The organism is Salinicoccus siamensis, from assembly GCF_055391965.1.
The window spans coordinates 1134743-1151824 of the sequence record NZ_AP043765.1 but is presented as its reverse complement, the minus strand read 5'-3'; the positions used below and the strand labels follow the sequence as shown (position 1 = coordinate 1151824).

At 45.6% G+C, this 17082-nt stretch carries 19 protein-coding genes; 17 read left to right on the top strand and 2 right to left on the bottom strand.

Annotated features, from left to right (window positions below):
- The first annotated feature begins 7 nt into the window (after positions 1–7).
- From ACZ5LF_RS05975 to recN, 9 genes are all read left to right on the top strand, one after another.
- Positions 8–355 carry an Asp23/Gls24 family envelope stress response protein gene (locus ACZ5LF_RS05975; protein WP_380569551.1) on the top strand — a complete coding sequence of 116 codons (348 nt, stop codon included), beginning with the start codon at positions 8–10 and terminating at the stop codon, positions 353–355.
- Between the two features lie 20 nt (positions 356–375).
- A complete protein-coding gene (nusB, locus tag ACZ5LF_RS05970; protein WP_380569550.1) occupies positions 376–777 on the top strand; it encodes a transcription antitermination factor NusB in 402 nt (133 codons plus the stop codon).
- Positions 764–2116: an exodeoxyribonuclease VII large subunit gene (gene xseA / locus ACZ5LF_RS05965; protein ID WP_380569549.1), complete on the top strand. Its 1353-nt coding sequence runs from the start codon at positions 764–766 to the stop codon at positions 2114–2116. The genes nusB and xseA overlap by 14 nt, the downstream gene beginning before the upstream one ends.
- Complete coding sequence (gene xseB, locus ACZ5LF_RS05960) at positions 2097–2309, top strand: exodeoxyribonuclease VII small subunit (protein ID WP_380569627.1); 213 nt, start codon at positions 2097–2099, stop codon at positions 2307–2309. The genes xseA and xseB overlap by 20 nt, the downstream gene beginning before the upstream one ends.
- Complete coding sequence (locus ACZ5LF_RS05955; protein ID WP_380569548.1) at positions 2299–3177, top strand: polyprenyl synthetase family protein; 879 nt, start codon at positions 2299–2301, stop codon at positions 3175–3177. Before xseB ends, ACZ5LF_RS05955 begins: the two co-directional genes overlap by 11 nt.
- 89 nt (positions 3178–3266) lie before the next feature.
- On the top strand, positions 3267–5159 hold the full coding sequence (gene dxs, locus ACZ5LF_RS05950) for a 1-deoxy-D-xylulose-5-phosphate synthase (protein WP_380569547.1): 1893 nt from the start codon (positions 3267–3269) through the stop codon (positions 5157–5159).
- A complete protein-coding gene (locus ACZ5LF_RS05945) occupies positions 5137–5931 on the top strand; it encodes a TlyA family RNA methyltransferase (RefSeq protein WP_380569546.1) in 795 nt (264 codons plus the stop codon). Before dxs ends, ACZ5LF_RS05945 begins: the two co-directional genes overlap by 23 nt.
- An 81-nt stretch (positions 5932–6012) precedes the next feature.
- Complete coding sequence (gene ahrC / locus ACZ5LF_RS05940) at positions 6013–6465, top strand: transcriptional regulator AhrC/ArgR (RefSeq protein WP_380569545.1); 453 nt, start codon at positions 6013–6015, stop codon at positions 6463–6465.
- Between the two features lie 6 nt (positions 6466–6471).
- The gene (gene recN, locus ACZ5LF_RS05935; RefSeq protein ID WP_380569544.1) at positions 6472–8154 is read left to right on the top strand and encodes a DNA repair protein RecN; all 1683 of its coding nucleotides are present in this window, start codon (positions 6472–6474) and stop codon (positions 8152–8154) included.
- A gap of 9 nt (positions 8155–8163) precedes the next feature.
- Here recN and ACZ5LF_RS05930 read toward each other — a convergent pair whose 3' ends face one another.
- Complete coding sequence (locus ACZ5LF_RS05930; RefSeq protein WP_380569543.1) at positions 8164–8442, bottom strand: DUF2627 domain-containing protein; 279 nt, start codon at positions 8440–8442, stop codon at positions 8164–8166.
- A 160-nt stretch (positions 8443–8602) separates the two neighbouring features.
- Between ACZ5LF_RS05930 and ACZ5LF_RS05925 the strand changes: the two genes are divergently transcribed.
- From ACZ5LF_RS05925 to ACZ5LF_RS05890, 8 genes are all read left to right on the top strand, one after another.
- Positions 8603–9502, top strand: a complete 900-nt coding sequence (locus tag ACZ5LF_RS05925; RefSeq protein WP_464758971.1) for a phosphate acyltransferase — start codon at positions 8603–8605, stop codon at positions 9500–9502.
- An 18-nt stretch (positions 9503–9520) separates the two neighbouring features.
- Positions 9521–10615, top strand: coding sequence for a Leu/Phe/Val dehydrogenase (locus ACZ5LF_RS05920; protein WP_380569541.1), 1095 nt, complete (start codon positions 9521–9523; stop codon positions 10613–10615).
- Positions 10616–10620: 5 nt separating this feature from the next.
- Complete coding sequence (gene buk, locus ACZ5LF_RS05915; protein ID WP_380569540.1) at positions 10621–11685, top strand: butyrate kinase; 1065 nt, start codon at positions 10621–10623, stop codon at positions 11683–11685.
- Positions 11686–11696: 11 nt separating this feature from the next.
- Entirely contained in the window at positions 11697–13118 is a 1422-nt protein-coding gene (lpdA, locus tag ACZ5LF_RS05910) for a dihydrolipoyl dehydrogenase (protein ID WP_380569539.1), read from the top strand.
- Between the two features lie 14 nt (positions 13119–13132).
- Positions 13133–14119: a thiamine pyrophosphate-dependent dehydrogenase E1 component subunit alpha gene (locus ACZ5LF_RS05905; protein WP_380569538.1), complete on the top strand. Its 987-nt coding sequence runs from the start codon at positions 13133–13135 to the stop codon at positions 14117–14119.
- Positions 14112–15095 carry an alpha-ketoacid dehydrogenase subunit beta gene (locus tag ACZ5LF_RS05900; protein ID WP_380569537.1) on the top strand — a complete coding sequence of 328 codons (984 nt, stop codon included), beginning with the start codon at positions 14112–14114 and terminating at the stop codon, positions 15093–15095. The genes ACZ5LF_RS05905 and ACZ5LF_RS05900 overlap by 8 nt, the downstream gene beginning before the upstream one ends.
- Before the next feature lie 14 nt (positions 15096–15109).
- Positions 15110–16369 (top strand): dihydrolipoamide acetyltransferase family protein, encoded by a 1260-nt coding sequence (locus ACZ5LF_RS05895; RefSeq protein WP_380569536.1) that lies wholly within the window; start codon positions 15110–15112, stop codon positions 16367–16369.
- 93 nt (positions 16370–16462) lie between these two features.
- Positions 16463–16900 carry a BrxA/BrxB family bacilliredoxin gene (locus ACZ5LF_RS05890; RefSeq protein ID WP_344702889.1) on the top strand — a complete coding sequence of 146 codons (438 nt, stop codon included), beginning with the start codon at positions 16463–16465 and terminating at the stop codon, positions 16898–16900.
- Positions 16901–16938: 38 nt separating this feature from the next.
- Here the strand turns inward: ACZ5LF_RS05890 and prli42 are convergent, their stop codons facing one another.
- Positions 16939–17040, bottom strand: coding sequence for a stressosome-associated protein Prli42 (prli42, locus tag ACZ5LF_RS05885; protein WP_344702891.1), 102 nt, complete (start codon positions 17038–17040; stop codon positions 16939–16941).
- Positions 17041–17082: the final 42 nt, after the last annotated feature.

The following is a 17082-nucleotide window of genomic DNA, read 5'->3' as shown; positions in this document are numbered from 1 at the left end:
GATTAATATGATTATTGAAGAAAATAAAGCAAATCTTGGACGCATCGAGATTTCACCCGAAGTACTTGAAGTGATTGCAAGTATTGCCGTAACGGAAACAGAAGGTGTGCATGCATTGCATAACAACTTTGCCAGCGGCAACTTCGAGAAGATCGGCAAAAAATATCGTGGGCGCGGGGTCAAAGTAGACAGCAAGGATAAGGAAGTGCGACTTTCAATCTACGTCACGCTTGACCAGAGCCACAACGTGCATGGAACTGCCGAAAATATACAAAAGAACGTCACCCAGACTATTATGAACATGACGGATAATATTGTAAAAGAAGTCAATGTCCATATCGTAAATATCAAATAGATGATTAGATGGTGTTATTAATGAACCGACATGAACAACGAAAGAAAATATTTCAAATACTGTTCCAACTGGATCATGGACTTGTGAACCTAAAGGATGCATCATTCCATGATCTGTACCAGGAATACCCATACATCAAGTCAATCGTAGATTATCATTCAGAACATGAGTCCAGGATAGATGGTGAAATTAAAAATCATCTGACCAGCTACACTTTGGAACGCATCCCGAAAGTTGAAAGGAATATTTTGAGGACAGCCATTTCTGAGATACTTCATGGGGATTCCCCCAAAAAAGTAGTGATCAATGAAGCGATCATCCTTGCGAAACAATACGGGGAGAAGGATGGCTACCGCTTTGTCAACGGTGTCCTCAAAAACTTTATTTTTGAAACGGATGAAAACACGGATGGAGCACAGTAAATACCTTACCGTAGGTGCATTGACAAAGTACCTGAAATATAAGTTCGACCAAGATCCGTATTTAACGCGTGTCTATTTAAAAGGTGAGCTCTCGAATGTCAAACACCATTCGAGTGGCCATCTATTTTTTGCATTAAAGGACAAAGATGCCGTTCTGCGCGGAGTGATGTTTTCGCGTAATGCCCACGCATTGAAGTTTCAGCCGGAGGAAGGGCAGAGCGTACTCATCGAAGGCAGGGTCAGCATTTTTGAAAGTAGTGGCCAATACCAGATCTATGCAGACAGCATAGAAATGGATGGCATCGGCCTGCTTTTTGAAAAGCTTGAAAAAGATAAAACCGATTTGCGCAATCAAGGGTATTTTGATGACAAGCATAAAAAAAAGATTCCGGAGTACCCCAAGAAAATTGCCATAATCAGTTCCCAAACCGGTGCAGCACTGCAGGATATGGTCACTACGCTTAAACGACGCTATCCTCTTGTTACAGTGACGATCTACAATACATTGATGCAAGGCAGTAAAAGTAGGACGACGGTCGTTCGAAGTCTTGAAGAAGCGGATGGATCGGGTGCGGATACTATAATTCTGGCAAGAGGGGGCGGATCCATAGAAGATTTATGGACTTTCAATGAGAAGGACGTCGCACTTGCTGTATTCAACATGAAGACCCCCATCATCACAGGCATCGGGCACGAAACAGATACAACCCTTGTCGACTTCGTTTCTGATTTGAGGGCGCCTACACCAACAGCAGCTGCAGAAATATCTGTCCCTGACCGTGTCGATATTTTCGAAAAACTCAGTCAGACGGAAAAGTTCCTGGCACGCAGCATCCATCAAAAAATCACATCCGATAAAAACCGACTGTCGACGTTTTCTTCCTACTATAAACTCAAAAACCCGGACCTCCTGTATGATCAGCAGACGGAAAAACTGGTCGCACTAAAAGATAGCCTTGATTCGAGAGTTACATCAAAGATTCGTGAAAGCGGCTACCGTCTATCGAATGCAAAAGAAGGCGTAAGATATAATACACCAATCTTTAAAATCAGAAGAGGCGCCGAAATACTGGATGCCTACACTGCAAATCTTGATAGGACACTCAAGGCGAAGATTGAATCATCACGGCAAACATTGGGTGCATCACTAGACCGCCTCAATTCGCTGAGTCCGACGAATGTATTGAAACGTGGATATTCCTACACCACCAACGAAGGTCAGGTCGTCAAAACAGTGGACGCGATAGGTGATGGGGACATCATAGAAACGACATTAAGGGATGGCACAGTCCTATCCAAAGTAACAGAGGTGAGAAATGATGCCGGAAAAGAAAGATGAAACATTCGAAGAAAAGATGAACCAGCTAGAAACAATCGTAAAAAAATTGGATGAAGAAGAAGTGTCACTTGAAGAATCGCTTGAACTCTACCAAAAAGGAGTGGAGCTTACTACAGAGTGCGACAAGATACTCAAAAATGCAGAGTTGAAGGTTGAAACACTTAACAAGAAAGGGGCAGAAGATGAAGAATGATATGAATGATTACCTCATAAAAGCTGAGTCTAGAATCCTTGCCCACCTTCAGACGAATCGTGTCTCCAAAACAATCGAAGAAGCCAGCAGCTATTCCATCAAGGCTGGCGGCAAAAGATTTCGCCCTTATCTGCTTTTTGCCGCACTCGAGTCATTGGGTGCTGACCTGGAGAAAGGTGTAGGAGCCGCAGCAGCGGTGGAAATGGTTCATACTTATTCCCTTATACATGATGACCTCCCGGCCATGGATGACGACGACTACCGGCGTGGTGAACCCACCAACCATAAAGTATATGGAGAAGCTGCTGCGATACTCGCAGGAGATACCCTACTGACCGAAAGCTTTCACCTCATAACTCTGGATACCCGATTGAACCCAGACCAGAAAGTGGAGATCATCGCTCAATTGTCGGAGAAAGCAGGACAGAATGGTATGATAGGTGGACAGATGCTCGATATAGAAGCAGAAGGCAAGAATATCACCTTTAACGAGCTTGAAGATATCCATCATTACAAAACGGGACAGTTGATCGTACTTCCCATAAAAATTGCATGCATAATTGCTGAGGCCAGTGATTCTGTTATGGATCCGCTTCTTGAATTCGGCGATAAACTGGGCATCCTCTTCCAAATACGAGATGACATTTTGGATGTGGAGGGCAACCTTGAAACCACCGGCAAAGAAACAGGTAGTGACGCACGGAAAAATAAGATGACCTATGTGAGAACGTATGGCCTGGAAGGCGCTAAGAAAGAACTGGACAAATTAACTGGAGAAGCGGAAACAATACTCAACTCACTTGCCGACGAAATAGATATTTCCCATCTCTATAGGGTATTGCAACGCTTTGCAGTAAGAGATAAATGATAATTCATCATTATGAATTATCATTTTTATTTTGACCTCTACATAAAAGTGGTATAATTGGCATTAGTAAATTTAAAGGTGGTTGCTATATGAATCTATATAGTATAAAAGAACCCTCATTCCTGAAAGAGATGGATGAAGAGGAACTTAAAATACTGGCACAAGACATCAGAGATTTTCTTATCGAGTCATGTTCTAGGACAGGCGGCCACATCGGAGCGAATTTGGGGGTCGTGGAATTGACCCTTGCACTTCATAAGCACTTCAATTCTCCGGAGGACCGCCTGATCTTCGATGTGGGCCATCAAGCCTATATCCATAAGATATTGACTGGACGCATAAACGATTTTGATTCCTTGAGGCAATATAAAGGCTTATGCGGATTTCCAAAATTACGTGAATCTGAACATGATGTCTGGGAAGCGGGGCACTCCTCAACGAGTCTCTCTGCTGCAATGGGCATCGCCAAAGCGCGCGATATAAAAGGTGAGAAAAACTACGTCGTTCCCATCATTGGAGACGGTGCATTGACGGGCGGCATGGCTTTGGAGGCGTTGAACCACATTGGTTCCGACCGTACCGATATGACCATAATATTAAACGATAATGAAATGAGCATTGCACCAAATGTAGGAGCAGTCCATAATATGCTTGGCAGAATGCGCACCAACACCCAATATAACCGGGTCAAGCATGACATTGAAGATTTCTTGAACCGCCTTCCACAAGTAGGCGTCAAGTTAAGGGATATGGCTGATAGGATCAAAGACAGCATGAAATATCTTATAGTGAATGGCATCTTCTTTGAAGAACTCGGCATCAAATATCTCGGCCCTGTCGATGGCCACGACTTCGAAGAGTTGTCGAATGCAATCCAGATATCCAAAGATTACAACGGACCCGTCGTAATCCACGTCATCACCAAAAAGGGCAAAGGATATCACCCAGCAGAAGATGACAAGATGGGCAAATGGCACGGATTGGGGCCTTACAAGATAGACACAGGAGAAGTCCTCGGGAGTAAATCGACTCCATCATGGAGTGAATTCATGTCGAACACAGTTCTTGAACATGCCAAAAGCGATGACAGGATTGTTGCTTTAACTCCTGCAATGCCTGTTGGCAGCAAGCTGACGAAATTCCAAAATGAACTGCCGGAGCGTTTCTTTGACGTCGGCATTGCAGAGCAGCATGCTGTTACAATGTCAGCTGGCCTTGCTGCAAGTGGCATGCGACCATATCTGGCCATATATTCAACATTCCTTCAACGCGGCTTCGATCAATTGCTGCACGATGTGGATAGGCAAAACCTGAACGTCTTCATAGGCATTGACCGAAGCGGCCTCGTAGGTGCTGACGGCGAGACCCATCAGGGCGTCTTCGACATCAGCTTCATTACCCCGTTGCCGAATATGACCTTGATGATGCCAAAAGATGAGATTGAAGCATCACAGATGATCGATTTGGCATTCAGTCATGAAGGACCTATTGCGCTGAGGTATCCAAGGGGCAATGTAAAAGGCCTGAAGCAGGAAGGGACATCCGAAATCCTCGAGTACGGAAAATGGGAATTGATGGCTGAAGGTGACGATATGACCATCATCTCCTTTGGACCTACGCTTGACCTTGCACTAGAAGCTTCAGATACGTTGAAAGATGCCGGAATAAAAGCCGGTGTAGTCAATGCCCGATTCCTTAAGCCAATGGATCATCAGATGCTAAACGCACTGGGCGGCAATGGTAAACCTATCCTTACAGTCGAAGAATCAATGTTGACTGGTGGACTGGGCAGCTTGATCGCAAGCTATCTTGCGGATAATGATTACAATAACGCTCTCCATAGAATCGGTATCGATAATGAATATATCGAACATGGGGATGTAGGGAAGCTTCTTGAAGACATCGGCATTACAGCCGAAAATATAGTCCTTCAGTCGAAGTTGCTGATGGAGCGGGCAAATGGCAAGCAAATCAAGAATTGATCAGCATGTGCACCAGCACTTCAATTTAGGCACCCTTGAAGAAGTCAGACGGATCATAATGGCTGGGAAGGTTTTAAACAACAATGCCCCCATATATAAACCTTCAGAAATGATTGACCCAAGTAAAGCTGATATCCGCTTCAGGAACATAAAACCCTATGTTTCCCGGGGAGGAATAAAGCTCAATCATGCAGTACAATACTTTGACATTAGCTTAAATGATAAAATAATGATAGATGTGGGCAGTTCAACAGGTGGGTTTACTGATTGCGCCCTACAAAAAGGCATAAAACATGTATATGCAGTCGATGTAGGCACCAATCAGCTTGATTATAGATTGCGCGTCGATGACCGGACTACCGTGATGGAACAGACTAATTTCAAAGATACATCCACAGGCGACTTTCCAAGTTTGCCTGATGTCATCTCAATAGATGTCTCCTTCACTTCTGTAGTACCGATAATCAGGCATATCACAAATCTGTTCGCCCATGACTACGAAATCATCGCCCTCATCAAACCGCAGTTTGAATCCTATCTGGAAGAGAGGGAAGCCGATGGCATCATCACTTCCAAGGTAACCCATGAAAATGTGGTCAACCGTGTAATGGCAGAGTGTCTTTCCCTCTCCCTTTCAATAAGAGGATTGGAACGTTCACCGATTACAGGAACAAAAGGCAATATTGAGTATCTGCTTCATCTTAAGCACAGCCAGGGCAGTATTGAAAATTTAGTAGAAGAAAAGGACATCCAGCGCACCATCTGGGGCTGATGTCCTTTTTTTATATTATAATCATTCATTTTATGATATTATGTGTATAAATATACATGAATGGTATAAGGAGGCTTACTGATGTCCAATAAGTCCATCAGACAAATCAAGATACGGGAGATTATCACCAACAATAAAGTGGAGACCCAGGAAGAGCTTGTCGAAAAACTGAACGTTTATGATTTTAATGTCACCCAGGCCACTGTCTCAAGGGACATAAAGGAATTACAGCTGATCAAAGTACCGGCCCCAGACGGTGCCTATGTCTACAGTATGCCTAAAGACCGTAAATTCCACCCACTCGAAAAGCTAGGCAGATATCTAATGGATAGTTTCGTTAAACTCGATTATACCGGCAATATGCTTGTACTGAAGACATTGCCGGGCAATGCCCAGTCAATCGGTGCGATAATTGATCAGCTAGACTGGGAAGAAGTCGTCGGGACAATCTGCGGGGATGACACATGCCTGCTTATATGCAGAGATCAAACTGCACAGGAAGAAATCAGGAATAGAATCTTCAATCTGATCTAAACTGGAGTGTTTATTTTGCTTATAAGACTTAAAATTAAAAACTTGGCAGTACTGGAAGATATTGAACTGGACTTCGACAGTGGCCTCACCATCATTTCTGGCGAGTCCGGGTCCGGAAAGTCAATGATCATAGAAGCCATCAGATATCTCTACGGTAAGCGTGCATCCATGGAGGATATCCGTTATGAAACGAAAGGAGCGGTTATAGAGGGTGTCTTTGATCTCCCTTCAACCGGGGCAGTACAGCATCTCCTCAAAGAAAATGACATTCCTGAAGATGAGCTCTACATCATCCGCAGAGAAATCATGCAGAACAGAAAAAGTATCATAAAAATAAATTCACGCATGGTCACTTTAGGCGCACTGAAAGAAATAATGTCTGAAGTCATCAGCATCCATTCGCAATCTTCCCAATCTGAAGCTTTGGAGTACGGCCAGCACATCCTTTATCTGGATCGATACATCGACTTGGAAAACAGACCTTCCTTTAAAAAATACAGACAGAATCATCAAAAATACAAAGCTTTGGAAGCGAAAATAAAAGAACTGGAGTATAAGGATAAGAACCGGGTACAACAGTTGCAGATGTACCGGCACCAATTCGATGAATTGGAAGAAATGGGACTTGAAGAGGGCGAGGAGGATAAGCTGATAGAGGACATAGGCTATCTTGACAACTATGAAAAGATAAACAGCAGCCTATCACTGATCAGCAATCAATTAAGCGCAGAATATGCACCGCAGACCATGCTTTATGACATCACCAATCATATCGAGACATTATCCAATTTTGATGAGAGCTATAAAGAATTCAATGATATATTAGTCGAGTCATATCACCTGTTGAATGAACTGGACAGCAAAGTCTCAAGCGACCTATCAGCCTTGGACTATGATGAAGAAACCCTCAATTTCAAGCAATCCAGGCTATCAAGCATCAATTCCCTAAAACGCAAGTACAATATGACAGTCGATGAACTGATGGACTACCAGATTAAGTTGGAGCGCGATATTGCAGAGCTTGATAACATTGCCCAATCCTTTGAAATACTACAGGAAGATAGGGAGAAGGCATTGAAGGAAATGGAGCATCATGCTAAAGATCTCCACGATTACAGAGTCGAGCAGAAGCATTTTTTGGAAACACGCATAAAAAAAGAACTGCATGACCTTGATATGCCAGCGGCCGACTTTGAAATCGGCATATCGGAAGCGAATTTTGATGAAAGAGGCTATACCGCAGTAGAGTTCTTGATTTCAACAAATGCCGGCGAACCTTTAAAATCAATGAACCGCATCGCTTCAGGTGGAGAGATAGCCAGGGTGATGCTCGCGCTTAGGACCATCTTTACTGAATTCGATGCACAGACCCTTCTTATACTTGATGAAATCGATACAGGAGTAAGCGGACAAGTGGCAACCCGCATGGCCCAGAAGATGGCGCGGCTCTCCAAGACGAGGCAGGTCATCTCCATATCACATCTACCACAGGCAGCTGCAATGGCAGACCACCATCTCTATATAACTAAAGAAACCTCTGATCATCGTACCTCCAGCCATGCTAAATATCTCAATCAGGATGAGCATGCATATGAAATCGCGAGGATGCTCAGTGGTTCAGATATATCAGCCGCCGCTCTAGAAAACGCCAAAACCTTAATAAAAGCAAAAAATGAAGAGACGCATTAAAGCGTCTCTTCATTTTTTTCGTTTCCTTTCCTCCCATGCGGGAGGCTTGTCCACCATTTTCATATACTTTTCCTTGGCGCGGTTCTGCCGCTGTTCACGGTGCAGGATATAGCCTCCAATGAACCATATGCCAAATATCGCAATTACCAACCCAACGATGAACTGGACTACTGTAAGGGTAAATGGGTCATTGACGATGCCGAATACACTATCCCTCATATATTTGATGCCAAGTCCTGCCATGATCACTGGCATGACAAGGATAAGGAGTGCAATGATTTTTTTCATTAAACCACCTGTCTAAAATTTATTAAGCCCATTATAACTCAAGTCACCCATATATAAAAATGATCAATATTTTTAAATCTTTTGAATATTTCAAGTTTAAGTAATGCCGTGTAATTTGATTTTCGTATCTGTATAATAATGGCTGAGGGGAGGGAATATGGTGGAGTTCGATGAAATATTCAAAAAAGAATCAAGTAAAATGATAACGCTTTCAATATGCAGGGCTGGGGACATCACAGTGCTGAAACCAGTCATCAAACTTATTGAAAGCCATGATATCAGATGTCACCTCATTGACGACCGTCCGAAATTAGAATGCCTACTGGATTCTATGGGGCAGACGGAACTGCTTGAGAGCAACCTCTTCATCCATCATATCACGGATGATGAAGAAGCGGCCCATAGTGCCTTACGGCTCATCGCCCAAGGTAAAGCCGATATATTGGTAAAAGGTATGGTACCGACCGCAACACTTCTTAGGGAAGTATTAAAAAAAGAGCATGGGGTGGTCGAATCGACCATGCTGAGCCATGTCGCCCTGTTTGAACCGCCGAATTACCATAAAGCTTTATTGCTCAGTGATGCCGCAATGAATATTGCGCCAGATCTAGAACAAAAGAAACAGATCATCAACAATACAGCTGAAGCAGCCCAAATGCTTGGCATCAGCAAACCTAAAGTCGCGCTGTTGTCAGCTGTCGAGAAAGTGACGGATAAGATGCCATCGACCGTAGATGCACACGCGTTGGTCGAAATGGGAACTCAGGACTTCAAATATGATATTATAATGGAAGGGCCACTTCAATATGATCTGGCAATTTCTAAAAAAGCTGCAGCTCAAAAAGAGGTGCAATCCGAGGTGGCGGGCGATGCCGACATACTGATTGCCCCCAATATAGAAGCTGGGAACATCCTCTACAAGTCACTGGTGTATTCAGCTGGTGCCAGGGTCGCTTCCGTATTGACCGGGGCCCGGGTCCCGATCGTCCTTACATCACGTGCCGATAGCCCTGAAGATAGATTCAATTCCATCAATCTGGCAATGGCACTATCAAAATAATTAAATGGAGTGGTAAAAATGATATTCGAAAAAATGGAACAGTACGATTATGAGCAACTGGTTTTCTGTCACGATGAAACAAGCGGTTTGAAGGCAATCATCTGCATCCACGACACAACACTTGGTCCAGCACTCGGCGGGTGCCGTATGTGGAACTACGACACCGAAGAAGAAGCAATAGAAGATGTACTCCGTTTGGCTAAAGGCATGACGTATAAAAATGCAGCAGCCGGCCTTGATCTCGGGGGCGGTAAGACAGCTATCATAGGAGATGCTTCCAAAGACAAATCAGAAGCCTTCTTCAGAGCGTTGGGCCGTTACATACAGAGCCTTGGAGGCAGATACATCACAGCAGAAGACGTTGGCACAACTGTAAGCGATATGGACCTCATCTATCAGGAGACGCCTTATGTCTGCGGAGTGAGCGAATCATACGGCTCAAGTGGTAACCCAAGCCCCATGACGGCTCTTGGCGTCTATATGGCAATGAAACGTACAGCGAAAGAAGCTTTTGGCGACGATTCCCTGAGCGGAAAAACTGTAGCTGTACAAGGTGTGGGCAACGTTTCCTATGGCCTCTGCAAACACCTTCATGAAGAAGGTGCCAAACTGATCGTCACAGATATCAATGAAGATGCCGTAAATCGTGCCGTCACTGATTTCGGCGCGGAAGCAGTAGGAATAGATGACATCTACTCTGTCGATGCAGACATCTTCGCACCTTGTGCGCTCGGCGGCATACTGAACGACGATACGATCCCTGAATTGAAAGTGGCAGCTGTTTGCGGCAGTGCCAATAACCAGCTTCTTGATGATGATAAACACGGCCGTATGCTGGAAGAAAGAGGCATCATATATGCGCCTGACTATGTTACAAACTGCGGCGGCGTGATCACAGTAGCGGATGAGCTTCAGGGCTATAATGCAGAACGTGCCGAAAGTAAAGTGAGGGGCATATACGACCAGATGGATAAAATCTTCTCCATTGCAAAGCGCGACAATGTGACGCCGGCAGTTGCAGCGGATCGTTTGGCAGAAGAAAGGATCAAGAGCATGATGCATGTCAAAAGTACTTTCTCCCTAAACGAAATGACGCCTCTCAGCAGGAGGTAACCCTTTTGACATATAAAATCCTGGTGCTCAACCTTGGGAGCACATCAACCAAAGTGGCCATCTATGAAGACGACAGGCCACTTGCTTCCGATACATTGAAGCACCCGACTGAAGAAACCGTCAAACCTTTAGCCGATCAGACCGAATTCCGACTTGAAGCGGTCCGCACCTTTCTTAGGGCACAACGTGTAGCACCAGAGGAAATTGATATCGTCAGTGCCAGAGGCGGACTCCTCAAACCGATTTCAGGCGGAACCTATAACATTTCACAGAAGATGATCGATGATTTGAGGGAAAACAGATATGGCAGGCACGCTTCTAACCTGAGTGCACTGATTGCCGATCGCTTTAGGGAGAAGTACGGCTGCAAAGCCGTGATCACAGACCCTGTGGTAGTGGATGAGCTGGTTGAGGAGGTGCGTATGACCGGCCTTAAGGAAATCAGGCGCAAGTCGATTTTCCATGCACTGAACCAAAAGGCTGTAGCGCGCAAGTACGCGCATTCCATAGGCCGGGATTACGAAGATATCAACGTCATCGTATGTCATATGGGCGGTGGTATTACAGTAGGCGCCCACGCCCACGGACGGGTAATCGATGTGAATGACGGACTGGCAGGGGAAGGCCCGATGAGTCCGACACGAACTGGCACTCTGCCGAACGGCAGTCTGGCCAGATTTATGGAGGATAACGCCATGGATTATGACGCGGTCGTGGAAACATTGACCAAATCGGGCGGTTTCGTCTCATTGGCCGGAACGCAGGACGCTCTGGAGCTTGAGAATATGGCGCTAGACGGTGATGAAAAGGCAATCGCCATATACCAGGCATTAGCCGTTCAAATCGCTAAAGAAATTGGCTCACGGGCTGCCATACTGAAAGGCGAGGTCGAACAGATCATATTCACCGGCGGTTTGGCGTACAGCACTTATCTCATTGATCTCATAAGGCCATATATTGCGTTCATCGCGCCGGATACTACTTATCCCGGCGAGGAAGAAATGCAGGCGCTTGCAGAAGGTGGCTACCGCGTGTTGAGCGGAGAAGAGGAAATGAAGGTATATGAATAGGAGGAAAACGAATGGCCCATGAATACGACCTAGTTATACTTGGTGGCGGTACTGCAGGCTATGTTGCAGCGATCAAAGCCAGCCAACTGGGGTTGAAGACTGCACTTGTCGAAAAGGAGAAATTGGGTGGCACATGCCTCCATAAAGGCTGCATACCTACTAAAAGCCTCCTGCAGTCAGCGGGAATCGCAAACGCCATGAAAAATGCCGGCACTTTTGGCATAGAATCGGTAACACCTGCAGTCAATATGGCTAAAGTGCAGGAACGCAAAACCACTGTCGTCGACCAAATGTATAACGGTGTAAAACACCTTATGAAAAAACATGCCATTGATGTCTATAACGGTTATGGACGCATATTGGGACCTTCCATCTTCTCACCGATGGCGGGGACAATTGCAGTAGAGTACCCAGAAGATGAAGAGCGAGAAAGCGACATACTCATAAATCAACATGTATTGATTGCGACAGGTTCGTATCCACGCCCACTGCCGATTCTTCCCTTTGATGGTGAAGTCGTGCTTTCGAGTGACGATATGATGACCCTAGAGAGTATCCCTGATAAAATGGCAATCATCGGGGGCGGCGTCATCGGGCTTGAATTTGCAAGTTTGATGAATGACCTTGGTACTGCCGTAACGGTAATTGAAGCGGGGGATCAGATCATTCCCCTAGAAGAGGCAGATATCGCCAAACAGCTGAGACAATCCCTAGAGGCCAGAGGCATCATATTCAAGACTGGTCATGCGCTGGATGAATCAGACATAGAAGTAGGTGAGAAGTCCGTCAGCCTTGCCATCGGTGACGACGAACCAAGCATCTTTGATAAAGTGCTTGTGGCAATCGGCAGGGCACCTAATTCTGCTGATATCGGGTTAAACAATACCAAAATCAAACTTGATGGCGGCTACTTGAATGTTAACGAGAACTACCAGACTGAGGATAAGCACATTTATGCAGTCGGTGATGCCATCGGCAACCTTCAACTGGCGCACGTAGCAACCAAAGAGGCGATTAATGCCGTCCTGCATATGGCAGATAATAAGCCTTATCCAGTGGATTACAACGCTGTACCAAGATGTATATATACCTCGCCTGAAGTCGCCTCTATCGGTATGACCGAAGCTACATTAAAATCAGAAGGCATCTCCTACAATGTTCATAAAGTTCCGTTCGCCGCCATCGGCAAGGCAGTCATCAATAATGGCTCAAAAGGATTTGGCAAGATTCTCACGGATCCAGAGTCAAAGGATATTCTGGGCATCTCGTTAATCGGCCCGGAAGCGACCGAACTCATAAATGAAGCGGCACTCGCCAAATTCCTTGATGCTTCTGCGCTGGAGCTCGGTTCAGCCATTCATGCGCACCCTTCCATCGGCGAAGCGCTGATGGAATTGGGGCTCAGTGCCGAAGGACAGGCCATCCATGTATAAGGAGGAGATTTATCGTGTTGGATTATAGAGAAGCGGGGCTCGCCCCCGATGATTTAAAGGAAATGTATAGGACCATGCACCTTGCAAGAAGGCTGGATGAAAGGATGTGGCTTTTGAACCGTGCGGGGAAACTGCCTTTCGTCATTTCATGCCAAGGTCAGGAAGCGACTCAAGTAGGGGCAGGGTATGCGCTCGATACAGCAGTTGATGTAATCAGCCCCTATTACAGGGACCTCGCTCTCGTGACGCATTTCGGCATGACGGCTGAAGAGACCATGCTTTTTGCTTTTGCAAAAAAAGGTGATGTTTCAAGTGGCGGCAAACAGATGCCTTCACACTTCAGTAAGAAAAGTAATAACATCATGACCCAGGGTTCCTGTGTTGCGACCCAGGTCCTTCACGCAGTCGGTGCCAGCTTCAAGTTCAAGATGGACGATGAAAAGCGCGTTGCTCTGACGACACTCGGCGAAGGGTCATCGAACCAGGGCGACTTCCACGAAGGGTTAAACTTTGTAGGCGTACATAACCTGCCATTTATATGCATCATAGAAAATAATAAATACGCCATAAGTGTACCGGTGGAGCTTCAATATGGTGCAGACAAGTTGTCCGATCGTGCAATTGGATATGGAATGCACGGAGAGCATATAGACGGGAATGATCCGATTGCCGTCTATAAGGCAGTCAAAGAGGCTAGGGAGCGCGCAATGAATGGCGAAGGCGGCACTCTTATAGAGGCAATGTCCACGCGGCTGACTGCTCATTCCTCTGATGACGACGACAGCTACAGGGAAAAAGGTGAGCTGAAGGAAGAGGATTGCCTCATGCGATTTAAAGCCTATATCAAAGAGCATGAAGTTGCGGATGATGAGTGGTTTGAGACTCTCGAGGCCGAAGTTAAAAAAATCGTCACTGATGCGACCAAGGCTGCAGAAAACGCACCTTATCCGGATGCCAGGGAAGCGCTGACGCATGTATATGAGGAGGTAAACAATGGCTAAGACATCCTATCTGCAAGCAATACATCAGGCACTGGATTATGAGATGGGAAAAGACGATAGTGTATTTGTACTGGGGGAGGATGTCGGCAAAAAGGGCGGTGTCTTCAAAGTTACTGAAGGTCTCCAGGAAAAGTATGGAGAAATGCGCTGTCTCGACACACCTCTTGCAGAATCCAACATTGTCGGCACAAGCATTGGCGCAGCAATGATGGGTAAGAGACCGGTTGCTGAAATACAATTCGCAGAATACATTCTGCCTGCGACAAACCAGATTTTAAACGAAGCGGCGAAAATCAGATACCGTTCCAACAACGACTGGAATTGCCCGATGGTGATACGTTCTCCTTTCGGCGGTGGGATCCATGGCGCCCTTTACCATTCGCAGTCGATAGAAACGATCTTCACCTCGACACCGGGGTTGAAGGTGGTCGTCCCATCCACTCCTTCCGACGCTAAAGGACTGCTCATTTCCGCAATCCGCGATAATGATCCGGTGCTCTTCTTCGAGCATAAGAAGGCATACCGCCTCCTTAAAGAAGATGTTCCTGAAGGCGAATATACTGTGCCGATCGGCAAAGCTGATGTCAAGCGTGAAGGCGACGACATTACAGTCATAACTTATGGCCTGTGCGTCAATTATGCCATGCAGGCTGCTGAGAGACTTTCCAAGAAGGGTTATGAAACAGAGATTCTGGACTTGCGCACCATCTATCCGCTGGACAAGGAAAGCATTATAGAAGCCGCATCCAAAACAGGTAAAGTACTTCTGGTGACCGAGGATAACCTCGAAGGTAGCGTGATGAGCGAGGTATCAGCCATTGTAGGAGAGAACTGCCTGTATGATCTCGATGCTCCGATAATGCGTCTGGCAGGACCAGATGTCCCGGCAATGCCATATTCTCCGCCGATGGAAGATTTTTTCATGATCAACCCGGACAAGATAGAAGCAAAAATGATGGAACTTGCCGAACACTAAGGAGGAAAAGAGTAATGGAAAAGGTGCTTATGCCAAAGCTTGGTGAGAGTGTCACTGAAGGAACGATAGAAAGGTGGCTGGTGAAACCGGGCGATAAAATAGAAGAATACGAGCCTTTGTGTGAAGTCATAACCGACAAAGTCACCGCTGAGGTCCCCTCTGTATTTGACGGTACAATCAAAGAATTGCTGGTTGACGAGGGAGATACTGTCGAGGTAGGCACGCCCATCTGCATGATGGAGACGGAAGGGGATTCAAATGCAGAACCCGTTTCAGAGTCTGAGGAGTCAAGCGTAGAGACGGTGGATGAGAATCCCAAAGAAGAAAAAAACACAAAAACTAAGGGGCAGAAGATGCGTATTTCTCCTGTAGTCATGCGCTTAGCCGAAGAGAATGATATCGACCTTAAAACGGTTGAAGGCACTGGGTTTGAAGGTCGGATTACAAAGAAAGATATTATGGCTGCGATAGAATCCGGCAGCACTGCCCCAGTGGAGTCTAAACAAGAAGAACATAAAGAGGCCGATTCTCCAAGTCGCCCTGAACCTGTGGCGCCTGCAGAAGCTTCTACGACTCCAGGTGAAGAGATTCCGGTAACGGGAGTACGCAAAGCAATCGCCAATAAGATGGTCCAATCCAGTCAGGAGATTCCACATGCCTGGCTGATGATGGAAGTCGATGCGACCAATTTAGTCAATGTCAGAAACAAGCATAAGAATGCCTTTAAAGAAAGTGAAGGGTATAATCTGACGTTCTTCAGCTTTTTTGTTAAAGCTGTGGCTGAAACCTTGAAAGAGTATCCAATGCTCAACAGTTCATGGCAAGATGATAAGATCGTCGTCAATAAGGATATCAATATTTCCATTGCTGTCGCAGGAGATGATAAGTTGTATGTTCCAGTAATCAAGAATGCTGACGATCTATCAATCAAAGGGATAGCAAAGCAGGTGAGCGAGCTCGCCTCTCTCGGCCGTAGGCATGCACTGACCCAAGACCATATGAAGAACGGCACCTTTACTGTCAACAACACTGGCGCATTCGGATCGGTCCAATCAATGGGAATCATCAATCATCCCCAAGCAGCCATACTGCAAGTGGAATCAATCGTCAAGAAGCCTGTGATCATAGACGATATGATTGCAGTAAGGGACATGGTCAACCTCTGCCTATCCATTGATCACCGCATATTGGATGGCCTTGTGGCGGGACAATTCCTGAAAGCAGTCAAACAGCGTATTGAAGCCTATTCCATTGAACATACTTCAGTCTATTAAGCTTTACAAAAAGAGTGATTGAATATAGAATTGAGTCATCAAATCCTTTGCATATGCTTTGGATCATAAGGACTGGAAGAAGGGATTTTTGCAATGAATATGGATTTCAACATGTACATGAATGATATTGTCACTACTGCAAGAAGCGAAATGAGGGAAGCGGGTTATACTGAAATGACGACACCCGAAGAAGTGGATGAGCATCTTCTTAAGGAAGGGACGGCTCTGGTGATGGTCAATTCAGTCTGTGGTTGTGCCGGCGGAATTGCACGTCCGGCAGCAAAGCATGCACTCAACTATGATAAGCTTCCTGACCAACTGCTTACGGTCTTTGCCGGCCAGGATAAGGAAGCCACTGAGCATGTCAGGGAAAAGGCACCGGATTTCCTGCCTTCTTCACCATCATTCGCACTCTTTAAGGACGGAAAGATTGTAGATATGATAGAGCGCCATAACATTGAAGGCCATGAAACCATGAGTGTAATCATGGATCTGCAGGCTTGGTTTGAGGAGCATGGCAAAGATATCTAATCAAATTAAAGAGGTCCCGAGGGACCTCTTTAATTTGATTAGATCGCAGTGAGCATGCTGATGCCGAAAAGGACACCAGAAATCACTATCAGAAAGATCATAAACCAGATTACTACTCTCTGCATTTTCTTATTTTGCATGGAATCATCCTTAATTCTTTACTCATTACATTATAATACACT

What these genes read in the sequence shown, in the direction of transcription:
- dxs (WP_380569547.1), top strand. Translation starts at nt 3,267, where the DNA reads ATGAATCTATATAGTATAAAAGAACCCTCATTCCTGAAAGAGATGGAT.
- prli42 (WP_344702891.1), bottom strand. Translation starts at nt 17,040, where the DNA reads ATGCAAAATAAGAAAATGCAGAGAGTAGTAATCTGGTTTATGATCTTT.
- xseB (WP_380569627.1), top strand. Translation starts at nt 2,097, where the DNA reads ATGCCGGAAAAGAAAGATGAAACATTCGAAGAAAAGATGAACCAGCTA.
- nusB (WP_380569550.1), top strand. Translation starts at nt 376, where the DNA reads ATGAACCGACATGAACAACGAAAGAAAATATTTCAAATACTGTTCCAA.
- ACZ5LF_RS05895 (WP_380569536.1), top strand. Translation starts at nt 15,110, where the DNA reads ATGGAAAAGGTGCTTATGCCAAAGCTTGGTGAGAGTGTCACTGAAGGA.
- ACZ5LF_RS05900 (WP_380569537.1), top strand. Translation starts at nt 14,112, where the DNA reads ATGGCTAAGACATCCTATCTGCAAGCAATACATCAGGCACTGGATTAT.
- lpdA (WP_380569539.1), top strand. Translation starts at nt 11,697, where the DNA reads ATGGCCCATGAATACGACCTAGTTATACTTGGTGGCGGTACTGCAGGC.
- ACZ5LF_RS05930 (WP_380569543.1), bottom strand. Translation starts at nt 8,442, where the DNA reads ATGAAAAAAATCATTGCACTCCTTATCCTTGTCATGCCAGTGATCATG.
- ahrC (WP_380569545.1), top strand. Translation starts at nt 6,013, where the DNA reads ATGTCCAATAAGTCCATCAGACAAATCAAGATACGGGAGATTATCACC.
- ACZ5LF_RS05975 (WP_380569551.1), top strand. Translation starts at nt 8, where the DNA reads ATGATTATTGAAGAAAATAAAGCAAATCTTGGACGCATCGAGATTTCA.
- ACZ5LF_RS05945 (WP_380569546.1), top strand. Translation starts at nt 5,137, where the DNA reads ATGGCAAGCAAATCAAGAATTGATCAGCATGTGCACCAGCACTTCAAT.
- ACZ5LF_RS05920 (WP_380569541.1), top strand. Translation starts at nt 9,521, where the DNA reads ATGATATTCGAAAAAATGGAACAGTACGATTATGAGCAACTGGTTTTC.
- ACZ5LF_RS05955 (WP_380569548.1), top strand. Translation starts at nt 2,299, where the DNA reads ATGAAGAATGATATGAATGATTACCTCATAAAAGCTGAGTCTAGAATC.
- ACZ5LF_RS05890 (WP_344702889.1), top strand. Translation starts at nt 16,463, where the DNA reads ATGAATATGGATTTCAACATGTACATGAATGATATTGTCACTACTGCA.
- xseA (WP_380569549.1), top strand. Translation starts at nt 764, where the DNA reads ATGGAGCACAGTAAATACCTTACCGTAGGTGCATTGACAAAGTACCTG.